Source organism: Motiliproteus coralliicola (genome assembly GCF_003345655.1).
GTDB classification, from domain to species: domain Bacteria; phylum Pseudomonadota; class Gammaproteobacteria; order Pseudomonadales; family Balneatricaceae; genus Motiliproteus; species Motiliproteus coralliicola.
On sequence record NZ_QQOH01000002.1, the window covers coordinates 275,060 to 292,282 of the forward strand.

At 57.8% G+C, this 17,223-nt stretch carries 18 protein-coding genes; 10 read left to right on the top strand and 8 right to left on the bottom strand.

Annotated elements, in window-relative coordinates:
* Nucleotides 1–14 precede the first annotated feature (14 nt).
* Both DV711_RS08075 and DV711_RS08080 read left to right on the top strand, forming a co-directional pair.
* On the top strand, nucleotides 15–572 hold the full coding sequence (locus DV711_RS08075) for a hypothetical protein (protein WP_114695171.1): 558 nt from the start codon (nucleotides 15–17) through the stop codon (nucleotides 570–572).
* 223 nt (nucleotides 573–795) lie between these two features.
* Nucleotides 796–3,036: a diguanylate cyclase gene (locus DV711_RS08080; RefSeq protein ID WP_165840041.1), complete on the top strand. Its 2,241-nt coding sequence runs from the start codon at nucleotides 796–798 to the stop codon at nucleotides 3,034–3,036.
* Nucleotides 3,037–3,107: 71 nt separating this feature from the next.
* Here the strand turns inward: DV711_RS08080 and DV711_RS08085 are convergent, their stop codons facing one another.
* Complete coding sequence (locus tag DV711_RS08085; RefSeq protein WP_133297418.1) at nucleotides 3,108–3,866, bottom strand: lipoate--protein ligase family protein; 759 nt, start codon at nucleotides 3,864–3,866, stop codon at nucleotides 3,108–3,110.
* A gap of 182 nt (nucleotides 3,867–4,048) precedes the next feature.
* Here DV711_RS08085 and DV711_RS08090 point away from each other — a divergent pair, with 182 nt between their 5' ends.
* From DV711_RS08090 to DV711_RS08100, 3 genes are read left to right on the top strand one after another with little or no spacing between them, the layout of a single operon-like run.
* Entirely contained in the window at nucleotides 4,049–4,819 is a 771-nt protein-coding gene (locus tag DV711_RS08090; RefSeq protein WP_165840042.1) for a substrate-binding periplasmic protein, read from the top strand.
* Between the two features lie 59 nt (nucleotides 4,820–4,878).
* Nucleotides 4,879–5,628, top strand: coding sequence for a sulfite exporter TauE/SafE family protein (locus DV711_RS08095; RefSeq protein WP_114695175.1), 750 nt, complete (start codon nucleotides 4,879–4,881; stop codon nucleotides 5,626–5,628).
* Nucleotides 5,629–5,646: 18 nt separating this feature from the next.
* Nucleotides 5,647–6,624, top strand: coding sequence for a D-2-hydroxyacid dehydrogenase (locus DV711_RS08100; protein ID WP_114695176.1), 978 nt, complete (start codon nucleotides 5,647–5,649; stop codon nucleotides 6,622–6,624).
* Between the two features lie 15 nt (nucleotides 6,625–6,639).
* On the opposite strand, the gene DV711_RS08105 is transcribed toward DV711_RS08100, so the two are convergent.
* From DV711_RS08105 to DV711_RS08120, 4 genes are read right to left on the bottom strand one after another with little or no spacing between them, the layout of a single operon-like run.
* On the bottom strand, nucleotides 6,640–7,026 hold the full coding sequence (locus DV711_RS08105) for a carboxymuconolactone decarboxylase family protein (protein ID WP_114695177.1): 387 nt from the start codon (nucleotides 7,024–7,026) through the stop codon (nucleotides 6,640–6,642).
* 8 nt (nucleotides 7,027–7,034) lie between these two features.
* Nucleotides 7,035–7,835, bottom strand: a complete 801-nt coding sequence (locus tag DV711_RS08110) for a YciC family protein (RefSeq protein ID WP_114695178.1) — start codon at nucleotides 7,833–7,835, stop codon at nucleotides 7,035–7,037.
* 54 nt (nucleotides 7,836–7,889) lie between these two features.
* The gene (locus DV711_RS08115; RefSeq protein WP_114695179.1) at nucleotides 7,890–8,210 is read right to left on the bottom strand and encodes an AzlD domain-containing protein; all 321 of its coding nucleotides are present in this window, start codon (nucleotides 8,208–8,210) and stop codon (nucleotides 7,890–7,892) included.
* The gene (locus DV711_RS08120) at nucleotides 8,207–8,998 is read right to left on the bottom strand and encodes an AzlC family ABC transporter permease (RefSeq protein ID WP_207802578.1); all 792 of its coding nucleotides are present in this window, start codon (nucleotides 8,996–8,998) and stop codon (nucleotides 8,207–8,209) included. The genes DV711_RS08115 and DV711_RS08120 overlap by 4 nt, the downstream gene beginning before the upstream one ends.
* Before the next feature lie 158 nt (nucleotides 8,999–9,156).
* Here DV711_RS08120 and DV711_RS08125 point away from each other — a divergent pair, with 158 nt between their 5' ends.
* The 4 genes from DV711_RS08125 (at nucleotide 9,157) to DV711_RS08140 (ending at nucleotide 11,907) form a co-directional block, all read left to right on the top strand.
* Nucleotides 9,157–9,543, top strand: coding sequence for a hypothetical protein (locus DV711_RS08125; protein ID WP_114695180.1), 387 nt, complete (start codon nucleotides 9,157–9,159; stop codon nucleotides 9,541–9,543).
* 30 nt (nucleotides 9,544–9,573) lie between these two features.
* On the top strand, nucleotides 9,574–9,990 hold the full coding sequence (arfB, locus tag DV711_RS08130; protein WP_114695181.1) for an alternative ribosome rescue aminoacyl-tRNA hydrolase ArfB: 417 nt from the start codon (nucleotides 9,574–9,576) through the stop codon (nucleotides 9,988–9,990).
* 26 nt (nucleotides 9,991–10,016) lie between these two features.
* On the top strand, nucleotides 10,017–10,376 hold the full coding sequence (locus DV711_RS08135; protein ID WP_207802579.1) for a translation initiation factor Sui1: 360 nt from the start codon (nucleotides 10,017–10,019) through the stop codon (nucleotides 10,374–10,376).
* A gap of 175 nt (nucleotides 10,377–10,551) precedes the next feature.
* Nucleotides 10,552–11,907 carry a diacylglycerol/lipid kinase family protein gene (locus DV711_RS08140; protein WP_165840043.1) on the top strand — a complete coding sequence of 452 codons (1,356 nt, stop codon included), beginning with the start codon at nucleotides 10,552–10,554 and terminating at the stop codon, nucleotides 11,905–11,907.
* 26 nt (nucleotides 11,908–11,933) lie between these two features.
* Here DV711_RS08140 and DV711_RS08145 read toward each other — a convergent pair whose 3' ends face one another.
* Complete coding sequence (locus DV711_RS08145; RefSeq protein WP_114695184.1) at nucleotides 11,934–12,716, bottom strand: hypothetical protein; 783 nt, start codon at nucleotides 12,714–12,716, stop codon at nucleotides 11,934–11,936.
* 167 nt (nucleotides 12,717–12,883) lie between these two features.
* Between DV711_RS08145 and yfbR the strand changes: the two genes are divergently transcribed.
* The gene (gene yfbR, locus DV711_RS08150; RefSeq protein ID WP_114695185.1) at nucleotides 12,884–13,507 is read left to right on the top strand and encodes a 5'-deoxynucleotidase; all 624 of its coding nucleotides are present in this window, start codon (nucleotides 12,884–12,886) and stop codon (nucleotides 13,505–13,507) included.
* A gap of 83 nt (nucleotides 13,508–13,590) precedes the next feature.
* Here the strand turns inward: yfbR and DV711_RS08155 are convergent, their stop codons facing one another.
* Together DV711_RS08155 and alr are read right to left on the bottom strand one after the other, a co-directional pair.
* On the bottom strand, nucleotides 13,591–15,741 hold the full coding sequence (locus DV711_RS08155) for a putative bifunctional diguanylate cyclase/phosphodiesterase (protein WP_114695186.1): 2,151 nt from the start codon (nucleotides 15,739–15,741) through the stop codon (nucleotides 13,591–13,593).
* A 220-nt stretch (nucleotides 15,742–15,961) separates the two neighbouring features.
* On the bottom strand, nucleotides 15,962–17,095 hold the full coding sequence (gene alr / locus DV711_RS08160) for an alanine racemase (RefSeq protein WP_114695187.1): 1,134 nt from the start codon (nucleotides 17,093–17,095) through the stop codon (nucleotides 15,962–15,964).
* Nucleotides 17,096–17,223: the final 128 nt, after the last annotated feature.

The following is a 17,223-nucleotide window of genomic DNA, read 5'->3' on the forward strand; positions in this document are numbered from 1 at the left end:
TCTATGGAGCTGTTATGAAATCTCTTCCTATCGGCGCTGCAGCGGCGTTCGTTTTATCACTGCTGTTTAGTGCGCCTTCTTATGCCCAGCAGCAATCGCCATCGGAGATGGCCGCAGCGATTGAGCGGATGGGCGGCTTTTCAAAGGCGGAACGAGAAAGTATCCGTGATTACTATCGTTCGACGCAGCGCTCGTCAGAAGCCGTTTCGGAAGACAAGGGGCGCGGGAACAAGTCAAAGCAGCAGAAGGGTAACGGCAAAGACAGAGGCAAAGGTAAGCAGGGCAAGAATCAAGATAAGTCGCTACCCAAAGGACTGCAGAAAAAGCTGGCACGGGGTGGGGAGCTACCTCCCGGGTGGCAGCGAAAGCTACAGCCCGGCGACAATCTGACTGCTGAGATGTTGGATCAGGCTGAACCCCTTCCCAGGGAACTGGATCGCGTGTTGGAGCATTCCGAGACGGTGCGAACGGATGTCATCAAATTGAAGGATAAGGTGGTCCGAGTTGCGCGGGGTGAGGGCACGGTTCTGGATGTGATCGATCTGATCGATATCCTGGAGCCCGAGCAATAACCAGATCTTGGTTAGGCCAAAGCGGATGTTCCCGAGGCTGTAACCAGTGCTGCTCTTTGGGTTCGTGCTGTTGTGGTCTCATACCCAGGCTTTTTCGTTTGCACGGTATTTTGTGGTATTCGATCGCGATAGGTTCGCCGCCGGCCGATATTGATCCTATCTTTACCTGAGCGTCTCTCCATAAGCTGAGCTTTCTATGCGCTGTACCTTTAGAGTCCTTTGTGTGTCGTTGCTGCTGTCGCTCTCTGCTCCTCTGTGGGCGGCTGGCGAAGAGGGGATGGAAGCGGTTAGGTTGCAGCTGTTGTGGAAGCATCAGTTCCAGTTTGCCGGCTACTACGTGGCGAAGGAAAAAGGCTATTACGCTGCCGAGGGAATGGCGGTCGATATTCGTGAGTTCAACAACGAAGTCGACTTGGTAGGTGATGCCCTGAGCGGCCAGTCGGACTTTGTGATCGGGCGCTCTTCGTTGCTGATCGACAAGGCGAATGGGGCTCCGATTGTGGCGTTGCTGGCGGCTTTTCAGCAATCTCCGTTGATGCTGTTGACCCGGGGTACCGCCGAGATCGCCGATGCCAAGGCGCTGGATGGCAAGCGGATCATGGTGACCACCGACGCCAAGCAGGTGGGTGAGATCCTGGCGATGCTGTTAAAAAGCGGGATTGCCGCCGAAGATTTTGTCCACCAGCCCCATAGCTTTAATCTGCAGGATCTGATCGACGGCAAGACCGATGCCTACGGCGCCTATATCTCCAACGAGCCGTTTCAGATGCAACAGCGGGGACTACCCTACGGTGTGATCCATCCCCGGGATTATGGCTACGATATCTATTCCGACATTCTGTTCACCTCCGAACAGTATGTGCAGCAGAACCCGATGAAAACGTTGGCATTCACCGAGGCCTCTCGTCGGGGTTGGGAGTATGCGTTTGCCAATATCGAAGAGACCGCTCGGTTGATCTTTGATAAATACAACACCCAGGGGCGAAGTCTTGAGGCGCTGATATTCGAAGGTCAGGCGCTAAAAGAGCTGGCCTATGCCGGTGGCGTCCCCTTTGGCAGCATGTCGATGGAGCGCTTTCAGGAGATGGCTCAGATCTATCGTATCGTCGGAGAGCTGGAGCGTGACTTCGATATCAGCGGCATCATCTACCAACCCCCAAAATCGATTGCCGGGTTGGACCTGAACGCCGAAGAGCAGCTCTATTTGGCTAAGAATCGACGTTTTCAGCTCTGCGTCAATACCAGCTGGTTACCTTACGAAGGGATCGCCGATGAGCAGTATTCGGGGCTTGTTTCCGGCTATATCGACCATCTATCGACGCTGTTGGGGATCGAGTTCAGCCTGAGATCCCATCCGACCTTTGCACAACATCTGCAGGCGTTGGAACAGGGGCGCTGTGACCTGGTGGCCGCTGCGATGCAGACCCCGGAGCGCGCCAAGAGCATCGATTTTACCAGCCCTTATTTCAGTATGCCGGTGGCGGTTGCCACCCGAGGCGCGATCGATGATCGGGATCTTTTCCAACAGCCTCTGACGATCCTGCGCGGTAGTGCGTTTGAAGAGATCCTGCGTCGTCGATTGCCGGACGCCCAGCTGATCCCGGTGGATAGTACCGAAGAGGGCATGACTCAGGTCGAGCAGGGCAAGGCCGTGGGCTATGTCAGTGCCGCCGCGCACCTGAACATTGAACTGCAGCATAATCCGCGCAACGGCTTTGTGATCAGTAGCCCGTTCAATGACAACTGGGATCTCAGTCTGGGGGTGTACCAGAACCGTCTGTTGGCGGATATCTTAAGCAAGGCGATTGATGCGATGTCGGTGGCCGAGCATCAACAGATCCGCACCCTATGGTTGCCGGTTCCGTTTGAAGCCGAATTCGATTACCGACTGCTGTGGCAGCTGTCGGCAGTCGCCCTCTTGGTGCTGCTGTTTCTGGGGTACCGAAACCGGGTGATATCCGGCTATAACCGACAACTGAAGGTATTGGCCAGCGTCGACCAACTGACCGGTATCAACAACCGCTACTCGCTGGACACCAAGCTGGGCGATCAGATCAAAATTGCCAATCGCTATGATCGAAACCTGTCGCTGATCTTCTTCGATATCGACGACTTTAAGATGATCAACGATCACTATGGCCACCAGGTCGGGGACCAGATTCTGCAGCAGGTAGCCAACAAGGTCGCCTCCAGCTTGCGGGAGGCGGATATCTTTGGGCGCTGGGGAGGGGAAGAGTTCTTGGTGCTGCTGCCGGAGGTCAGTCGTGATCAGGCCCTGCAAGGGGCCGAGAAGATCCGGGCCTCGATCGCCAAGACACACTTTGTTCAGGGGATTCGATTGACCTGCAGTTTTGGGGTCACCAGCTATCAGACCGGTGATTCAGTCATCGACTTCGTTAGCCGCGCCGATGCCGGGCTCTATGAGGCCAAGCGAGGAGACAAGAACTGCGTGCGGGCCTGTTGATCCTGAGGATCCGACGCCGACCTGAGAGTCCGGCGGCCTAAGCCTCGTTGCAACGAGACTATTGCAACGGGCTATTGCAACAGTTCGGTTTCCGTAGGTAGGGCACGGCAGAAGTGGTTGAGTAGCGGCCCCAGAAACTGTGCGGCGGGGGCGGCGCCTAGCTGCTCTGCGTCGGCATTCAGTGACTCCAGGACGGCGCCTCGGGTCGGATCATCGACCACCACCTCGCTAAGGATTTTCCAATCGCAGGGCTGCAGGTGCAGTCCGCTGACCAGGGCGATGCAGTGACGCTTGCGAATCTGCGCCAGCCCCACCAGCTTACGTCCGTCTGGACTGACGATCTCACCATGGGACAGCGCGGCATAGCAGGCCCAGTCGACCTGCTGCTCCTTGGCTACCTGCTTGGAGTGATCAATTAACGCTTTATCGACACCTCTGCTGTCGATTCCCGACTGCTGCAGCGCCTGCAACCAGACCTGCTCAAACCAGCCGAAAATCTTAATGAGATCGAGCTCTGCCAGCGGGTGGGTGATCGGGATGAAGAAGCTCAGGCTCAGCATCCAGGGACCGGCCAATACAGCACCGCCGCCGGAACCGCGCCTGATGATCGGCAGATTCCGCTGAGCTGCGCGTTGCAATTGCTTCGGATCGGGGCGTTGTGAACAACCCATAATGACGGCGGGCTGGCTGTAGCGCCAAAGCAGCAGCCGGGGCTGATCGATGGGGCTGTTGACCTGTTCGGTGATCAGCTGCTGCTCTTCGGGCATGCTGCCGTGAATCAGAAATCTGGTCGGATCATCGACCGTGCTGCAGGGGTGGGGAGTTAGCACGCGGGTTTTTCCTTGGGTATTGAGGTTGTTATTGAGCATAGGAAAAAAAACACCCCGTCGATAGCTTGAGCTTGGCTTGTCGCCACCGGTCGGCGGCATTGGCTATTGACCAGACCTGATCGAGCGGGCATGGTCTTGTAATTGTTCGCAATTTTAACGCAGATCTGCTGGTTGAGGTGACGTTGAAGTCGATTGCGTGGTTCCTGTTGTTGCTGGTGCACCCGTTTGCGGTGGGTGCCGACACGACAGCCAGAAACCTGCTGATTGCGGCGCCCGAGTTTGCCCCCTACGTCAGTTCGACATTGGCCGAGGGTGGTTGGGCATGGGAAGTGCTGGAAGCGGCATTCGAAGGCAGCGACTATCAACCGAAACTGCAACTGCTGCCTTGGCCGCGAGCCGTCCGGATGGTCGAGGAGGGGGCTCTCGATGGCCTCTATCTGGCCAATAAAACGGCCGGGCGTGAGCGCTGGGCTCGGTTCAGTGAGCCGGTCGGGGATGAGGTCACTCTGTTCTGGAAGAATCGGGACAACCGATTAAGCTACCGGGATATCGGAGATGCACGCGGGCTTAGGTTGGGGGCGTTGCGCGACAGTGTGCAGATGGAGACCCTGCAGTCCGAAGGCTTTGATGCTGTCGCCCTGAATGACTTCGAGCAGGGGATCCGGCTGCTGATCAGACGGCGACTCGATCTTGTTCTGGCCGATCATCATGTGATCAAGCACCTGTTACAAAGTGGCGATCAGCCCGGCCAGGAGAAGATCATTCCTATTTTTCCTGCGGTGGCGGCCCATGGCTTTCATCTGGCCGTTTCGCGACAGCGGGCGGATAACGACGCAGTGATTGAGGCGTTTAACCAAGGCCTGGAGCGGCTGCATCTGAATGGCCGCTATCGGGAGATCGTGCGGCGCTATGGGCTCAGTCCCGAGACGGTATCTTTTGTTCCGAGTCAGTAAGCACTGACACACAAATCGTTAATTTCGCTTTTTCCGAACCTGACCCTGGCGGTAAATGGATGTTGAGTATCGACCCTCAGTTATTGTTGATTATCCTGGCGACTTTTCTCCTGGCCGGTCTGGTCAAGGGGGTGACCGGTCTTGGGTTGCCCACGGTCTGCCTGGCGATTCTGACGTTGGTATTGGATCTGCCCAGTGCCATGGCGCTGCTGCTGGTTCCCTCGTTGTTGACCAATCTGCAGCAGGCTTTCAGTGGCGGGGCTTTTCGAACTCTGCTGGCCCGGCTTTGGCCGTTCCTGCTGGCGGCGGTGGCAATGGTCGGGCTGGGGGCCAGAGCCCTGGTAAGTGTCGAGCTGACTCTGCTGTCGGCGTTGTTGGGATTGGTATTGGTCTGCTATGGGCTGCTCAGCCTGGCGGGGTTGAAGCTGCAGATCTCACCCCAGCGAGAGCGGGCCAGCGGCATCGGACTGGGGTTGATCAATGGCTTACTGACAGGGATGACCGGCTCCTTTGTGGTCCCCGGTGTACTGTATCTGCAGGCGATTGGACTGCCTAGGGACCAGTTGGTGCAGGCGATGGGGCTGCTGTTCTCCGTCTCTACTCTGGCACTGGGGCTGGCCTTGGGTGGACAGCAGTTGCTCAGCCCTGAACTGGGCTTACTGTCGTTGATCGGCGTTGTGCCGGCACTGGGGGGGATGTGGTTGGGGCAGCGACTGCGTCGACGGATGGCGGAGGCGATGTTCCGGCGAGTGCTTTTCTTCGCTCTCATCCTGCTGGGCGGCTATCTGGTGGCCGGCAGCCTGAATTAATGGCATCGAGGAGGTCGGATGAATCACCGACAACAGACAGATCCGCTCAGGGTACTGGTCGTCAGCGAGGAGCTGAGCAGTTATCAGCAATTGCTGCAGCAGCCTGAGGCTTCGTTGACTCGGGTCGAGTATGGTTTCGCCGAGGATATCGAGGCGGCGCGAGAGGCGGCTGCCCAGGCGCAGGTGCTGTTTGGTGACCCCGATCTGCTACTGGATCTGCTCGATAGCTGTGGCCCGCAACTGCGCTGGATTCAATCCAGTTGGGCCGGGGTGGCGCCGCTGATCGCGCGGCTCAAGGGTCGGGAAGCTGCACCGCAACTGACCAATATTCGCGGTATTTTCGGTCCGCTGATGACGGAGTACGTTTTCGCTTACCTGTTGGCCCATGAGCGGCGGCTGCTTGAGCGCTGGCAGTCGCAGCAACAGCGCCGTTGGGATGCGCGCCCCGGTGCTGGTTTGCAGGGTAAAACGCTGGGGTTGCTCGGGCTGGGAAGTATTGGCAGCCATGTGGCTGGCGTGGCGCGTGCCTTCGGCATGCGGGTACTGGGCTGCTCGCGGACGCCGCCGAAAGCCGGGACCGTCGACAAGCACTTCCTGAGCGCCGAACTCGGACAGATGCTGACCGAAATCGACTACCTGGTCTGTACCCTGCCCAGCACCCCGGAAACCCGCAACCTGCTGGACGCTGCGATGTTGGCTCGGATGCGTGCGGGTGCGGTGTTGATCAACGCCGGACGGGGGGATCTAATCGACGACCAAGCTCTGATCGAAGCCTTGCAGCAGCAGCGTTTAGCCGCAGCGGTGCTGGATGTGTTTCGACAGGAGCCGCTGCCGCCTGAGCACTCGTTCTGGGATCAGCCGAACCTGTTGATCAGTAGCCATACTGCCGCCCCCAGCTATCCGAGTCAGGTGGTGCCGATCTTTCTGGATAATCTGCAGCGGTTTCAGCGTGGTCAGCCGCTGCAGTTCCGGGTCGATCTCGAACGGGGCTATTGATCGCAACGCAAAGGATCACCCCTGTTGCTGTTGCCAGGCCTCGATCACTTCTTGGGCCGCCCGGAATGCTTCCTGCGCCGCCGGCGCGCCGCAGTAGGGGAGCGAGTGCAACAGTACTTCGCGAATTTCATCGACACTGCAGCCGTTGTTCAGTGCGCCTCGGACATGTCCTTTGAGTTCGGTCGGTGCTCGTAGCGCTGCCAACATCGCGATGGTCACCAGCGAGCGGGTAGCGCGCGGCAGTCCGTCGCGCTGCCAGGTCGACCCCCAGGCATGTTCATTGATCCATTGCTGCAACGGCTCGGTCAGTTCGGTCTGGTTGTCCAGGGCGCGTTGAACGAAGGCGTCGCCCATCACTTCGGTACGGACCTTCAGGCCGTTGTCATAATCTTGCTGGCTCATGGCTAATCCTATTGTGCGGGCGGTGGTGAACGGGGCGGCTCATCGTCAGACTCGTCGTCCGGCTTGTCTCCGCTATGCGGGTCGTTGTCATCGCTGTTTGAATGATTGAGGTGTTGGTTACCCTGGCTGGGCAATAGGGGTTGCAACGGCTCTTCCATCGACAGGTAGCGTTGGTAGAGGCGGTACAACAGCGCCCAGCCATAAACGTTCAGACCTAGATATAGCAGTTCAAACAGCACCTGAACCTGCCAGTCGGTCGTGTCTTCGGGTTGTAAACGGTGGTTGAACACTGCCGTGAGCACCATCAACGTGATCCACACCAGTAGCGGCGGAAGCAGTCGGCTGCCTAGCTCGGTGTTGTGGCGGTAGCTGCTTTTCAGCGCCTGGAGCGGCTTCTGGCCGTGAAACAGAAGGAAAAATTCACCGAACATCAGCTTATAGGCTAGAAACACGCCGGGGATGACCAGCAGCAGAAAGCCGGCTCCAACCACCAATGCCATCATCAGATTAAGCACGAACAGCGGCAGGAAGCGTTGGCCTGCCATCAGGATGGATTGAAACGCGCTGATCGGCTGTTGCTGTACCTGCTGATGGATATAGATTATCGCTGCGGCGTACTGCAACACGCCCAGGGCGGTGATCATGATGCCGGACAGCAGAAATTGTGGGTTTGGGCCTTGCTCCGGGTTGGGTTCTGGCAGGCTGTATTCGACCAACCAGGCGGGTAGGCTCAGAACGATCGCTATGACCAACAGCGGCTTAGCATGGTGACGGGCGAAGTAGGCGGCTTCTTTGAGCGGACTGAACATGGGCTTGGTGGCGCTCCTGAGGTGAAAGGCTGGATCTTAACAGATTGGGTAAAATTATCCGGGCAGTAGAACACGCAGCAGCATAAACACCGTCATCCCGAACACGATGGTCAGCAGCAGGTTGTTTTTCCACAGCGAAATCACTAACGATGCCATGGCCGCCAACATGTAGGGGTTGGCGGCACTGAGCCAAAGCTCGCCTTGGGGCATCAGCACTGCAGGAACGATTATCGCCGTCAGTACCGCCGCCGGCACAAACCCCAGTGCGTCGGACAGCCAGGGAGGAAATCGAAAACGTCCGGCGCTGCCCCATAGGATATAGCGTACGCCGAAGGTGACGATAAACATGCCGGCGATCAACAGCAGCTCGTTCATGCGTCTGCCTCCTGGCGACTCTGTTGCCACAGGTGAGCCGAATAGCCCAGGCAGATGCCGGTCACGGCGGCTGCGATCAGGCCAAGCTTATGGGGTAGCGACCAGGTGGCCAGGGCCATCAGACCGGCGCTGACCACGCAGATCAGCATCGGGGTGTGCCAGTGCGTCCGGCCCTGCTTCTGGCTGCGCAGGTAGGGCGCGACCATGCCGATAAAGGTGACCGACATGGCGAAATCCAGGCCCCAGTTGGTCATGTCGGGGAAGGCCTCACCCAGGCCGATGCCAAGCCAGGTACAGAGCTGCCAGTTACCCCACATTGCCAGAGCCGAGCCGAGGTAATACCAGTGGGCCACGGCCTTTTGCATGGAGTCTTTATCGGTCTGCAGCAGTCGGTTCGAGACCGCGGCGAAGGTTTCATCGGTGAGGAAGAACGCCATCGGTACCCGCCAGTACTGCGGCAGATGACGGACCTGTTCCACCAGAGCGGCCGAGTACAGCAGGTGGCGAAGGTTGACCACAAAGGTGGTGGCCACGATCACGCCGACCCCGGCACCACCGGCCAACAAACCCAGGGCGATAAACTGGGCCGAGCCGGCAAACACGATCCATGACATCGCCAGGGTTGCCCACAGCGACAAGCCGCTGGGCTCGGCCAAGGTGCCGAACAGAATCCCAAACGGAATCGCCCCGACGATCAGAGGGATGGTGGCCTGGGCCCCTTCGAGCAAGGCTTGGCGGCGCTGCTCGGGGCTGGCGGCTGGGTTGTCTGTGTTGAGGTTCGGCTCCACGTGATTCCTTGTGACTGCCACGCTGTGGGATTGCTGCACCGGTAGTAACCGGGCTCGTGGTATGATGCCGCCACTACGGGCGCAAACGCCCAGCCTATTAGGCGGCTTACGATTATCGATGTCCTCAATAAATGGGGGCGCTGTGAAGATTTACAACAATGCTGACCAAAATACTTGTCACTGCCCTGGTGATTTTTGCCTGTTACCTGTTTATCCGTTACAAGCGGGGTCAGGCCCTGCCCGCACCGGCTCGACCGAAGCGCGACTCCGCGGCTGAACAGTCAGCCCAGAAACCGATCCGGATGCTGGCGTTGGGGCTCTGTCTGGTGTCGTTGCTGGCTTCGGGCGCCTTTCTGGGCTTTCGCTGGTGGGATGACCAGCGACTGCTGCAGGTTAGGGTGATCAACGCCGATAACGGCGAAGTGGTCGAGTACCAGGCTTACAAAGGGGATGTCGAAGGGCGCAGCTTTATCACGATCTACGGTCAGCAGGTTTCCATCGCGGCCAGTGAGCGGATGGAGATCAGCCCGGTGATGAGCGACTGATCGCCTGTCCGGTCGGTTAGGAAGTGAATCATGCTGCAGATATCCAACCGGGTTGTGCTCCAGGATGACGAGATCGAGCTGAGTGCCATTCGTGCCCAGGGAGCCGGTGGTCAGAACGTCAATAAGGTTTCGTCAGCGGTCCACCTCCGCTTCGATATCCGCGCTTCGTCGCTGCCGGAGATCTATAAGACCCGGCTGCTGGCGCTGTCCGATAATCGGATCACCAAGCAAGGCGTGATCATCATTAAAGGGCAGCAGTATCGAACCCAGGAACAGAACCGTGAGGATGTGCTGCGACGGCTGGCGGCGCTGATCCGTAGCCAGGGCTACGTCGAGAAGAAGCGGGTTCCGACCAAACCCAGTCGAAACTCACAGAAGAAACGGATGGATCGCAAGACCCGCCATGGTCAGACCAAGGCGTTGCGCGGCAGAGTCCGGCAAGACTAAGAATCAAGAGCAGGATCAGGAAAATCATGGCCAAACGTAATCGAGACGGTGGGCTGGTCTACTCGACCGAATTCGGACGGGCCTGCCCCGGCTGTAGCCAGCCGGTGGATCAGTGTGTCTGCGACCAGGATGCGGTGCCCGAAGGGGATGGCATCGTGCGGATCAGTCGCGAAACCAAAGGACGCAAGGGTAAAGGGGTTACGCTGGTCAAGGGTATACTGCTGCCGGCCTCGGAGTTGAAACAGCTCGCTAAACAGCTCAAACAGCGCTGCGGTACCGGCGGTGCCCTCAAGGAGGGGGTTATCGAGATTCAGGGCGACCAGCGGGAGCTGCTCAAGCAGGAGCTGAGTCAGCGCGGTTTTCAGGTCAAGCTATCCGGTGGTTAGAGAATCTGTGAGGCATTTCTTGCTGCGCCCATAGCCTGCGTACTTCAGGTAGTTACAGAAGTGGCAAAGACGGGGTCGCAGGTTCCTCAGCACTTACACTTAGTCGCGTCACCCTTGATGCCGTTCCCATTCAACCAGTAGGATCAAAGGGTCAGCCCAAATTGAGGCGATACCCGTGCGCTACCATCTGGTGGGTCACCACCGCTTACTGTCTGATCCCGAACGCTACGACCCCTGGCGTGAGGCGCTTGCACGCCATCAGATCGTATTGGCGGGTGTCTATGACCTGACCCAGCCAGATTGGCATCGACAGTTGGCGCGAGCGTTTGTCGAAGGGGACCGGGTACTGGCGCTGGGTGGCGACGGGACCCAGAGTTCGGTGGCTCACCACTGCGTCGAGCAGGGCTGGCCGCTGGCGATTCTGCCTGCCGGTACCGCGAATGATTTTGCCCGTGCACTGGCGATTCCCTCCCAGCCCGATGAGCTCTGTAGTCAGCTGAACCAGGCACAACTGGTGAGAATTGACGTCGGGCGGCTGAATGAGCGGGTCTTTCTCAATGTTTCCCATATCGGCCTGGGGGCGGAAGTGGCTCTGTCGGTTCAGCCCCATAAACAGCGTTGGGGGCCGCTGAGCTATCTGCGTCGATTGGTACAGTTGATCGCTGGAAGGCGTCGTTTTCGAGCCCGGATAGAAGCCGACGGCAAGGTGTTTTACGGACGCTGGATGGAGATCGCCGTGGCCAACGGTCCCTACTTCGGAGGGGGACATCTGATCGATGGCGCCGGCTTTGATACCGCCGCCTTGACCCTGGTGGCGGTAAAAGCCAGGCCGATTCCTAAGGTGCTGCTGGCCTGGGTGATGGCCCGGTTGGGTCGACCTCTGGATCGGCGATTGCTGCGAATCGAACATATCCGCCAGTGCCGGGTACAGACCCGCCATCGGCTCAAGGTGACGGCCGATGGTGAGCGTTTCGGGCGCTCACCGGTAAACTATCGGATCGAGCCACAGGCGTTGCAGCTTGTGCTACCGTACACGCAGGGAAACCCTCGCGGACTGAACCTGGCAGCCGCGATAGAACCACAGGAGGAGCGCGTGCTCGATCAACAACATGATGTGATGCTCTACAGTATTTCCGGTCGCGGTGTCGAGCTGGCCGAGCGTTACTGTGATCTGGCCGGCACCGATCTGCTCGACGAGCTGGTGTCGGATGAGCTCAAAGAAGTGGCCAAGCAGCGTAAGCAACTGATGGATGAATTGCGGCAGGAGATTCTCGACGAGGGAGGCTTGCCCAAGGCCGGCAATCCGGATCGGGAGTTTTTTGAGAGTCTGGCCGACCGCTGGCTCAGCAGCCTCAGTGGGCCGAAGGCCGCGCTGGAACGGCTACGGGATGCCGATCAGCAGTGGTTGGACGATATCGTCGAGGTGGCCAAGGAAACCTGGCCGGAACCCTTGGCGGAGTTGCTGATCAGCCTCAGTCGTCATGGCCACGACTGTGTTGAGCGCCTGGATCAGTTGATTGGACATTACTGACCGACCCCGTCTTTCCTTCTCGAGGGTTAGCTGGCGATCTTTTGTAGCAGTGGCTGAAACTCATCCATCGCCAACAGTTGTTGGCGGGCACGCTTATAAAATGGCTTCAGGTGCGGTTTCAGGTGGGTAGTAACCTGGCCGCAGCCGATCCCTTTCAGCTCACAGAAAATCACCAGTGCAAACAGGGCTTCATCCTGCGACAGGTAGGCTTGCCGTTGGGCGGCTCGACTGGCGCAGCTGCCGCAGCCTCCGGCGAAGGCAAAAGCGCTGTTGGTAATTGGAATTCCAAATCCCAGATAGATCCCCAGCAACTCCACCAGCAGCGGCCACTGTCCCTGCTGCAATCCTACAGGGGTTGGGCGTTGCAGCAGCAGCGGGTGGGTCAGACCTTGCAGCAACGAGCTGATCAATGCTTGCGGGTCGTTGACCTGGGCCGGATCAAAAGCGACGGGTAGTGCACTCGCTGGTACGGACTCTGAAGGCTGAGCTGCCGTCGGGCTCTGATCGCTCACCGCGTTGGCTGTCGGGGCACGCAGATTGACCAGTTCGGTTGGCCAGTGCTGCAGACCGCTGTATTGCTTGATCCTTTCCAGCAGTAACTGGGCCATTCCCCGATGACTGTCAGCCTTGCCTGGAAAGTAGTCGTTGTTGGGCAGTACCAGCTCGGCCTGGTGCAGCGGGTGATCAGTGCCAAACTGCTGCATCAACCAGGCAAACTGTTGGCAGAGCCAGAGTGCCGAATCCTGTTCCAGCAGGGGCTTGGGGCTGAACAGTCCGAACGATTCTGAAGAAAACAGCTTGGTAAACATGGTGAATCCTTGGGTGTGTGCTGCTCAGTTTGTCGTGCCGGCGCGGAGATCTCAAGCGGAATAGCTTATGCTGTAGCCAGGTTCGCCGATAACCTCAACGCACGCCGAACATAAGGCCGTACGGAAAACGACCTGCCTGGGGCAGGCTATTGTTCAGGAGATTTGCAGTGACCAGCCATTTTTTTGCCTATATCGATAAGCTCCGCTGGGTGATCCGCTGGGGGTTGAAGCGCAACACGGTGCCGGAGAACGTCAAGGAGCACTCCTGGGATGTGGCCACCATCGCCCATGCGTTGGCGGTGATCCGAAACCGGGTGTTCGGCGGCAATGTCGACGTCAATGCTGTGGTGGTGGCGGCGATCTATCACGATTCGGTCGAGGCGGTCTGCTCGGACGTGATTACCCCGGTGAAGTATCACTCGCGCCAGATTCGCGAAGCGTTCAAAGAGATCGAGCGTACCGCCGAGAAGGAGCTGGTGGCGATGCTGCCCGAGGAGTTGAAGGAGGATTTCTCCCGTTACCTGGTGGAAGATAACCTGCCTCAAGAGCATCAGCAGCTGATCAAGATGGCCGATTCGATTACCGCCTATCTGAAATGCCAGATGGAGTTGAAGAACGGCAATATGCAATTCTCGAAGGCGGCCGAATCGATCGGCGAGCGGTTGAAGAGCTACGAGCAACCGGAGATCGATTACTTTTTACGGGTGTTCGCCCCCAGTTATGACCTGACCCTGGACGAGATTCTGGCCCCGGGGGTTGAAACCGCGCCGGTTCTCAAAGAGGTGAACTGATCCCCGTCAGTAACAGGCTGAAGCGGCTCGGTCAGAGTTAGGCAGTACGCTGTTTGGCTAGGGTTACGAGGCTAAGATGCCGCTTAGCCTTCCAGATACGAGTCGAGAAACGCCTCTAATTTTTCCAGATTCATCGGTCGGGCGATCTGAAACCCCTGACCGTATTCACAACCCATCTCCACCAGCGCATGACGCTGTTCCGGGGTTTCTATTCCTTCAGCAACGACTTTGATATTCAACGCCTTGGCCATCGCGATAATCGCAGCAACCAGCGAGTGGGCCTGATGATCATCCGGCAGCGCATTAACGAAAGCACGGTCGATCTTGAGTAGATCGACCGGAAAGCGTTGCAGATAGGACAGCGACGAATAGCCAGTGCCAAAATCATCGATGGCGATGTGGCAGCCAGCCTGCTTGAGCCGGTTTAGTGCCTGCAGGTAACTATCGTGTTCCGGTGCCAGCAGGCTTTCGGTGATTTCGAACTCGATCGAACCGCAGTCGAGTTGGTGGGCAGCGATCGTGTCCAGCCATCGGTCGATGCGGTTATGGTCGAATGGAAATTCCTGGATCGAGCGGTTGATGGCCAACTGAAGAGGCTGTTCGTATCGCTGCTGCAGATGGCTTAGATCCCGGCAGGCTGTTTCCAAGACCTGCTGCCCGATTGCCGGCATATAGCCGAACTCTTCGGCGATCGGGATAAACCTATCGGGTGGGACCGGCTGCCGATGTTCGTCAAACCAGCGGATGAGCGCTTCACACTTGATTACCTTGCTGCTGCTTAGATCGATGATCGGCTGGTAGTGGACCTCAAAACGCTCATTTTCAATGGCGTCATGGAGTCGTTGGCGCAGTTGGATCCGTTGTTCCAATTGCTGGCGTAATTGCGGATCAAACAGTCGCAGGCGGTTGCGGCCGCTGTTACGGGCAGCTTCCATCGCGCTGGTGGCATGGGAGATCAGTTCATCGGCGTTACTACTGTTGGCGTCGAAAATAGATAGACCGATGCTAGCCGTGAGCTGATGGTTCTGGCCGTGCAGGGATAGCGGGGTGCGCAATAGCTCCTGAAGATTCTGGGCCTGCTGTTGAAGCCTTGGTTCGCCATTGCGTTGTTGCAGTAACAGGGCGAACTCGTCACCGCCGGTTCGACCTACCAGACCGTCCTGGCCCTGGGCTTGGCTGATCCGTTCGGCTAGGCGGCAGAGTAATTGGTTGCCGTTATGGTGCCCAAGGGTGTGATTGACCAGCTTGAAGTGGTCAATATTAAAGATCATAACCCCGATTGGTTGACCTGTTTCGGCGTTGCGATCGAGAATTTCCTGCAGCTTTTCCAGAAACAGCGCCCGGTTGGGGAGCCCGGTCAGCAGATCGTGGGTTGCCTGGAATAGGATTTTTTCCTCGAACGCTTTTTGGGCGCTTATGTCATGGGCGATGCCGGTGTAATGGGTTGCCTCTCCCTGGCTGTTGAGTACCGACGAGATCGTCAGCCAACTGGGGTAAACTCGGCCGTCTTTGCGGCGATTCCATATTTCGCCGGACCAACTGCCATGCTCGTCGATCGAGCGCCACATCTGGGTGTAAAACTCATCCTGTTGGCGTCCGGAATTGAGCAACTTGGGATTTCTGCCCAGAACTTCCTCGAGCCGGTAGCCGGTGATCTGCTCAAATGCCGGATTCACATAGTTGATCAGTTTGTTCTGATCACAGACCACGATGGCATCGTAGGAGGTGTCCAGAACCCGTTGCGACAACTGCAGCTGTTGATTCTTGTTGCGTTTTTCAAGCTCGCCGGAGATCAGCCCGGCAAACAGTAGAAATAGAGACTCGATCGGCCCGCTGTTAGTGAGCGGTTGCTTGTAGAGGGCGACGACCAGGCCGATGACCTTCCCATCGCTGTCAAACAGCGGGGTGCCGACATAGGCTTCAATCCCCATCTCGACCAGCAGCTGGTCTTGGGGGTAGAGGTTTTGGATTTTGCACTCATGGACGCAGACACTGTCATCGGCCACGTTGGCGCAGGGTGTATCCTTCAAACTGTAGTTAATATTGTCGATCAGTTCTCCGCCGGCGGTTAGTGCGAGGGTGGTGGCATGGTCGAGCGTATCGTTCAGTTCAGCAACATAGGCATAGTCGGCATCGATAGCATTGGATAGTGCCGGTACGATGCTTTCGAAAAAATGCCTTCCTTTGGCCTCGGAGAGGGTCCGCACGATACTTCGCACTTTATCGTCAATCATGGCGTCGCCTGAGTTGTTGAAAAGACCAGTCGTGGAGCTGGTTGTGATTTTGCTACTTAGAATAGTCAGAATTGATCAGGAAAGGTGTTGATTTAGGTCAACCGTATTGAGACGGCAGGGGGTGGAGTTGCCGAAAAGTGGTTGAATTTAAACAGGTGAAGAGGGAATGAGGGCAGGTCGAACCCTTAGGTCCCGACCTGCGCTAAGTCAGTCTTACGACCTAATCGGTACGGCCGTCATAGCGGTCATAGCGCTCGCCGACCGTTTGGCCTCCTCGCTTGTACAGCCGAGGGACTCGATCGGAGATAGAGCAGACGATCTCGTAGTTGATGGTGTTGAGGTCATCGGCGGCATCGGTGACAGTGATCAGATCACCCAGCAGGGTGACCTGATCGCCCAGCTGTACTTCGTCATCGACGCGGATCATGCACTGATCCATACAGACCCGGCCTACGATCGGAAAGCGGCGACCATCGATTTCGACTTTGCGGCCTTGATGGTAGCGTAGCCAGCCGTCGGCATAGCCCAGCGGCAGGGTGGCAATCCGTTCCTCACGAGGGGCTTCGTAGCTGGCAGCGTAGCCGACTTTGGTGCCACTCTGGATTGTTTTGAGTTGGGTGATACGGGCGTGAAGCGAGAAGGCCTGCTGCAGTTCAAACGGCAGCTCCAGATCATCACTGGGTGGCAAGCCGTACATGGCAATACCCAGCCGTCCGCCATTGCTGTGCTGCTGCTTGCCGTGTCGGAGCATCGCGGCACTGTTGGACTGATGCACGATCTCAAACTGGGATAGATCGATCCCTTCGACCAAGGCATCGAACGCTCGGCTCTGCTGCTTATAGTAGTCATCAATGCAGTCGGCGGTGGCGAAGTGGGTGAACAGGCCGCACAGATTGACGGCCGGGTGTTGGCGCAACTGCTTCAGCGCTTGATCCAGCTGCTCCGGGCCGATCAGTCCGATCCGGTTCATCCCGGTATCCAGTTTCAGATGGATATTGGCACGAGGGCCGCGATAATCGCTGATCGCTTCGATCCAGGCCAGATCGTGGGCGGTTACCGTGATCTGCTGTTCGGCGGCATGCTGTAGGTCGGTAGGCCGGATGGGGCCCATGACCAGAATCTTGGTCTGCGGGAACTGCTTGCGCAGTGCCAGGGCTTCGTCCAAAAAGGCCACGGCCAGATGGCTGGCACCGGCCTCGAGGGCTACGCGAGCAACCTCGACATCGCCGTGGCCGTAGGCGTTTGCCTTAACCACCGCGAACAGGTGCTCGAAGCCGGAGAAGGCTTTGATATGCGAGACATTGTGGTAGATCCGGTCAAGATCGATCTCGACCCAGGTGTCCCGATAAAACATGATGCTCTCCTGCTTAATCCAATAGGGTTATTGTACGCCGTTAGCTGCGGCCACGACGATGCCCCTCAATGGGTTGAGGTTAGTGAATCCACCGTAGGTTAATAGATTGGCGGATATCGGCGTCGTGC

What these genes read in the sequence shown, in the direction of transcription:
- DV711_RS08075 (WP_114695171.1), top strand. Translation starts at nt 15, where the DNA reads ATGAAATCTCTTCCTATCGGCGCTGCAGCGGCGTTCGTTTTATCACTG.
- DV711_RS08095 (WP_114695175.1), top strand. Translation starts at nt 4,879, where the DNA reads ATGTTGAGTATCGACCCTCAGTTATTGTTGATTATCCTGGCGACTTTT.
- DV711_RS08100 (WP_114695176.1), top strand. Translation starts at nt 5,647, where the DNA reads ATGAATCACCGACAACAGACAGATCCGCTCAGGGTACTGGTCGTCAGC.
- DV711_RS08105 (WP_114695177.1), bottom strand. Translation starts at nt 7,026, where the DNA reads ATGAGCCAGCAAGATTATGACAACGGCCTGAAGGTCCGTACCGAAGTG.
- DV711_RS08110 (WP_114695178.1), bottom strand. Translation starts at nt 7,835, where the DNA reads ATGTTCAGTCCGCTCAAAGAAGCCGCCTACTTCGCCCGTCACCATGCT.
- DV711_RS08115 (WP_114695179.1), bottom strand. Translation starts at nt 8,210, where the DNA reads ATGAACGAGCTGCTGTTGATCGCCGGCATGTTTATCGTCACCTTCGGC.
- DV711_RS08125 (WP_114695180.1), top strand. Translation starts at nt 9,157, where the DNA reads ATGCTGACCAAAATACTTGTCACTGCCCTGGTGATTTTTGCCTGTTAC.
- arfB (WP_114695181.1), top strand. Translation starts at nt 9,574, where the DNA reads ATGCTGCAGATATCCAACCGGGTTGTGCTCCAGGATGACGAGATCGAG.
- DV711_RS08135 (WP_207802579.1), top strand. Translation starts at nt 10,017, where the DNA reads ATGGCCAAACGTAATCGAGACGGTGGGCTGGTCTACTCGACCGAATTC.
- DV711_RS08145 (WP_114695184.1), bottom strand. Translation starts at nt 12,716, where the DNA reads ATGTTTACCAAGCTGTTTTCTTCAGAATCGTTCGGACTGTTCAGCCCC.
- DV711_RS08155 (WP_114695186.1), bottom strand. Translation starts at nt 15,741, where the DNA reads ATGATTGACGATAAAGTGCGAAGTATCGTGCGGACCCTCTCCGAGGCC.
- alr (WP_114695187.1), bottom strand. Translation starts at nt 17,095, where the DNA reads ATGTTTTATCGGGACACCTGGGTCGAGATCGATCTTGACCGGATCTAC.